Genomic DNA, 2,266 nt, shown 5'->3' with positions numbered 1-2,266 from the left:
TTCATCGGGAGCATCATGTCCTTGCCGGTGAGCCGGGTGAGAGCCCGGCCGAAGTCCCCGAGCCGGTGTACGCCGCAGTGTGCGTCGAACTGGAGCGGCTGGGCACGACCGTGGCGCGCGGTAGGTTCGGGGCCGACATGCAGGTGGCGTCGGTCAACGACGGACCGGTGACCTTGACGCTCGAGTCACCGTGAAGCCCCGGTCCTTCAGGCCTCGTCGCTGGCCGTCCCCGACCCGACCGAAGCCGATGCATCGACGGTGACGCACTCCTGGGAGTTCGCTCCCGATCCGGCATCGGTGAGCGCAATGAAGGTGAAGCCGAAGTCGGGCGCGGTGGCGACTGCCGCCGTGGTGCCGGACGCGGAGGAGTCAGCTGGGGTCGGCGCGTCGGCCAGGTAGGCGTAGGTCCATGGCCCTGCGCCCATGCGCGTGCCGCCGGTCCACCCGGCCGGCGCACTGACCGTGGCCGCGGGAGCCGCACCGTAGTAGCGGTGACCTGGCACGAAGGGGACGACAAAGCTCAACGAGACTCGCCCGCATGCCTTGCCTTCGATGTTCGTGATGGCGCCGGTGCTGCCTGAACCGACTGCGCTGACAAAGAGTGCAGCGTCGTGCCTGAAGGCGCTGAAGTTGTTGAGCACCAGGAGCGAGCTCGTGGCGAAGGGGCCACGCCCATCGCCGCCCTCGGGGCGTGCCCGGGCTGCGACCGCCCGCCGGTCGGGCTGGGTCTGCGACGGAGCGGACATGCTCAGAAGGTGATCCGACATGCCACTCCCTACGACTCTCAGGCCTGCCCATTGCTAGCCCCGAACGCTGACGAACGTAGGGCGGGACCTGCTAGCGCGTGCCGGTGTGGACCTGCCGTATCCCTAGCGTGGGCATTCGTGGATCTCGGGCACCGATTGTCCAGACCAGGCGCGTCACCTGCCGCAGCTCCAGCTTCGGGCCGTCGCCAACGCGGGCGACGCACCAGGAGGGCGCTGAAGTCGTGCCCGGTCGCACAGCGCCTGTGATGCGACGTTCGGGTCCGGCCTCGCTACGATGTGGGCTGCTGTCCCCCAGAGAGGCCCCTCGTCTGTCATGACCACCACCCACGCCGACTACCAGCTGAGTCAGCTCGACCAGCTCGAGGCCGAGTCGATCCACATCTTCCGTGAGGTCGCCGCCGAGTTCGAGAAGCCGGTCCTGATGTTCTCCGGTGGCAAGGACTCCATCGTCATGCTGCGGCTGGCGGAGAAGGCCTTCTACCCCGCCAAGCTCCCGTTCCCGCTGCTCCAGGTCGACACCGGCCTCGACTTCGACGAGGTCCTCACGACCCGCGACAGCTGGGTCGACCGCCTCGGCGCACGGATCCACATCGCCAGCGTCGACGACGCCATCAAGAACGGCGTCGTGATCGACGACGGCAAGACGTCGCGCAACCGCCACCAGATCGGCACCCTGCTCAACGCCATCGAGGAGAACGGCTTCACCGCCGCCTTCGGTGGTGGCCGCCGCGACGAGGAGAAGGCCCGCGCCAAGGAGCGCGTCTACTCCCACCGCGACGAGTTCGGCCAGTGGGACCCGAAGATGCAGCGCCCCGAGCTGTGGAGCCTCTACAACGGCCGCATCCACGCCGGCGAGCACATGCGCGTCTTCCCGCTGTCCAACTGGACCGAGCTCGACATCTGGCACTACATCGACCGCGAGCAGATCGAGATCCCCTCGATCTACTTCGCCCACGAGCGCGAGGTCATCCTCCGCGACGGCATGTGGCTCTCGCTCTCCGACGCCGTGCAGCCCAAGGGCGACGAAAAGGTCGAGACCAAGATGGTCCGCTTCCGCACGGTCGGCGACAAGTCGCAGACCGGTTGCGTCGAGTCGACCGCATCCACCACTGCCGAGATCATCGACGAGATCGCGATCGCCCGGGTGACCGAGCGCGGTGCGACCCGCGGTGACGACCGGTTCTCCGAGGCGGCCATGGAAGACCGCAAGAAGGAAGGCTACTTCTAATGGGTACCCCCCAGACCTCCTCTGACCACGGTCAGATGGATCTCCTCCGCTTCGCCACCGCCGGCTCGGTCGACGACGGCAAGTCCACCCTCATCGGTCGCCTGCTGCTCGACTCCAAGTCGATCTTCGAGGACCAGCTCGAGGCCGTCGAGGCCTCCTCGGTGTCCAAGGGCTACGACTACACCGACCTCGCGCTGCTGACCGACGGTCTGCGCTCCGAGCGGGAGCAGGGCATCACCATCGACGTGGCCTACCGCTACTTCGCGACGCC

Annotated in this window: 4 protein-coding genes; 3 read left to right on the top strand and 1 reads right to left on the bottom strand. The window is 67.6% G+C overall.

The genetic code is table 11. From position 1 onward, the window contains the following. Positions 1 to 194, top strand: a 194-nt coding sequence (locus RMO85_RS02205; protein WP_310526201.1) for a D-aminoacyl-tRNA deacylase, incomplete at its 5' end; no start/stop codon positions are given. A gap of 12 nt (positions 195 to 206) precedes the next feature. Here RMO85_RS02205 and RMO85_RS02200 read toward each other — a convergent pair. Beyond that, positions 207 to 746: a hypothetical protein gene (locus RMO85_RS02200; RefSeq protein WP_310526200.1), complete on the bottom strand. Its 540-nt coding sequence runs from the start codon at positions 744 to 746 to the stop codon at positions 207 to 209. Between the two features lie 334 nt (positions 747 to 1,080). Here RMO85_RS02200 and cysD point away from each other — a divergent pair, with 334 nt between their 5' ends. Then, the gene (gene cysD, locus RMO85_RS02195; protein ID WP_310526199.1) at positions 1,081 to 1,995 is read left to right on the top strand and encodes a sulfate adenylyltransferase subunit CysD; all 915 of its coding nucleotides are present in this window, start codon (positions 1,081 to 1,083) and stop codon (positions 1,993 to 1,995) included. A gap of 35 nt (positions 1,996 to 2,030) precedes the next feature. Next, on the top strand, positions 2,031 to 2,266 hold a 236-nt coding region (locus RMO85_RS02190), incomplete at its 3' end, for a GTP-binding protein (protein ID WP_310526197.1).

Origin of the sequence: Nocardioides sp. (assembly GCF_031422975.1) — a bacterium.
Classification (GTDB): domain Bacteria; phylum Actinomycetota; class Actinomycetes; order Propionibacteriales; family Nocardioidaceae; genus Nocardioides.
This window is presented reverse-complemented; position numbering and strand designations above follow the sequence as displayed.

Excerpts from the sequence above, each read along its gene's own strand:
- cysD (WP_310526199.1), top strand. The coding sequence starts at position 1,081 with ATGACCACCACCCACGCCGACTACCAGCTGAGTCAGCTCGACCAGCTC.
- RMO85_RS02200 (WP_310526200.1), bottom strand. The coding sequence starts at position 746 with ATGTCCGCTCCGTCGCAGACCCAGCCCGACCGGCGGGCGGTCGCAGCC.